We start from the raw sequence: 2,558 nt of genomic DNA, 5'->3' as shown, positions 1-2,558 counted from the left end.
TCGCGCAGCTCCCCCGGAATGAAGGGCATAGCCAAAGCGAGATCGGGCGCAAGCGAAGGCACGCTTGCTTCCCATTCGCCGCGACGCAAGGGATCGTCCGCAACCTCGGTCTTCACCGTCTGCACGAAACGCGTGCCGCTCTGGCGTACGCGCAGGCTCAGGCCGGCGCAACGAAGCGCCCGCTCGGGCGTGTCGTAGTAGACGGACCTGAGACGTTTGCGCGAGCCCTTGTTGCGCGCGTTCGCGGCGATGACCGGCGCAGCGGCGAGATGCGCCATGCCATCGGCGTCGACGAGGAGCTTGAGCTCGATTTCACCGGCAGGATGAGCGGCGCTGCCCGGCTGAGCTGGTTGCAGATCAGGCGTCGCTACTCGCGCTGTCGTCCGATCACGCACGGCGTCCTTGTGCCCCGACTCCGCTTCTGGCCCTGCCGGTTCAGTCTGCCTCAGGAAGCCGGCGACGACGGGCGCTCTTTTGTTCTCCTTCGGCGGCTGATTCCTATCCGGCGCGCCCGGAGTTTTCAGGGCCGGCATGGGATCTGACTTCAGCATGAAGGGCAACGTGACAGTTTGATGACGGAGCGCGAAGATATAGCGGATGAGCCGCGCGAGGAATAGTCAATTTGCGTCGCAACGCATCATCGTCCACATGCGACATCTCAACCGCTGGCATCGAGGAGGAGTGTCACAATTGGGCGCGGGGTTTCGATTCATTCGGCGCCGCGTAAGACGAATGGTCGTACCTGCGAGGAACTCTAGCAGTCCTCGAATCGAAATGAACGCATCGCCGAGCTCAGTTCATGCGGCCCGAGAAATTCTTTCTGGGTCTCGAGCTATGCGTGCACGGGCTCGGTTCGCGCCGCGGCCGGCCGCGTGATCAGGACGTAGGCGACGGGCACGACGAACAACGTGAACAGCGTTCCGATCGACAGACCGGTGGCGATCACGAGCCCCATGTTGTAGCGCGAGACGGCGCCTGCGCCGCTCGCCGTGATCAGCGGAACGACGCCGAGCACCATCGCCGCGGTCGTCATCAGGATCGGCCGCAACCGGATCGTCGCCGCCTCGATGATCGCCTCGGTCACCCCCTTCCCCGCCGCGCGCAGCTCGTTGGCGACTTCGACCATCAGGATGCCGTGCTTGCTGACGAGTCCCATCAGCGTGAGCAGCCCGACCTGGGTATAGATGTTGAGGCTTGCGCCGCCGATGCCGAGGCTGATGAAGATCAGCGCGCCGGCCAGCGACATCGGCACCGAGACCAGGATGACGACGGGATCGAGGAAGCTGTTGAACAAAGCGGCGAGCGCCAGGAAGATGATGATGACGGCGAAGCCGAACGTCGTGACGAAGCCGCCGGATTCCTGCTCGAGCTGGCGCGAGGCACCGCCGAAGTCGATCGTGTAGCCCGCCGGCAGCGATTTCGCGAGATCCTTGAGCGTGGCGAGCGCGCTGCCCATCGACACCGTCGGCATCGCCACGCCCGAGATCGTGGCCGCGTTGATCTGCTGGAAATGATTGCGCGATTGCGGAACGGTCCTGTTCTCGAGATGGGCGACGGTCGACAACGGCACCATCGAATTGTCGCTCGCCCTGATGTAGTAGCCCAGCAGCTGGTCTGCCGTAAGCCGATCGTTCTGCTTGGCCTGAGGAATTACCTTGTAGGATCGGCCGTCCAGGCTGAAATAATCGAGATAGTTTCCCCCAAGCAGGGTCGCGAGCGCACCGCCGAGATCGCTCATCTTCAGGCCGAGATCGCCGGCCTTGTCGCGGTCGAAGGCGACCAGCGTCTGGGGCCGGTCGATTTTCAGGTCGGTATCGAGAAAGATGAATTGGCCGCTCTCCAGCGCCCGCACCATGAAATCGCGCGAGACCCGGTCGAGCTCGTTGTAGGATCCAGTCGTGCCGATCACGAACTGGATCGGAAGGCCGTTGCTGCCCGGCAGCGGCGACGGCTGGAAGGCGACCGAGCGCGTTCCGGCGATGGTGTTCAGCAGGGCCTGGAAATCCGGCTGGAGCGTCTTCGTGGTCAGGCTGCGCTGGTCCCAGGGCTTGAGCACCCAGCCGCCGATCGCCTGGGTCGGGGTGTCGATCTGGAACAGGGTCTTCGTTTCCGAGCGCTTGGCGACGAGATCGTAGATCTGCTGGCTGTAGAACTGCCGCTGCTGCAGCGTCGCCGAGGGCGCCGAAGTGGTCAACGAGAGTACGACGCCCTGGTCCTCATCGGGCGCGAGCTCGCTGGTCGAGGTCGTGTAGAGCCAGGGAATGCCGGCCAGCAACAGCAGCGCAAACACGGCCGCGACCGGCTTCATGGTAAAGACTGCCTCCAGCCGGCGGCGATAGGCACCTGAGAGCCACTCCAGCACGTGGTCGATGGTCCGGACCAGGCGCGCCTCCCAGTTCGTTGCATCGCGCTCGGTCTTGCGCAACAGCCAGGCGCAGTTCATCGGCGACAGCGTCAGTGCGATCACCGCAGACACCGTCACGGCGCCTGCGAGCGTGAAGGCGAACTCGGTGAACAGCGCGCCGGTGAGGCCGCCCTGGAATCCCACGGGCACGTAG

General features: G+C 64.3%; 2 protein-coding genes. Both read right to left on the bottom strand.

Translation table 11 applies throughout. From position 1 onward, the window contains the following. On the bottom strand, positions 1-551 hold a 551-nt coding region (locus JHD07_RS25385; protein ID WP_291627013.1), incomplete at its 3' end, for a CYTH domain-containing protein. A gap of 281 nt (positions 552-832) precedes the next feature. After that, positions 833-2,558: efflux RND transporter permease subunit (locus tag JHD07_RS25380; protein WP_291627011.1), on the bottom strand; the 1,726-nt coding region annotated here is incomplete at its 5' end.

The organism is Bradyrhizobium sp. (assembly GCF_016462955.1).
Taxonomy (GTDB): Bacteria; Pseudomonadota; Alphaproteobacteria; order Rhizobiales; family Xanthobacteraceae; genus Bradyrhizobium.
Note: the sequence above shows the minus strand (reverse complement) of the source record. Positions and strands in the feature narration are given on the sequence as shown.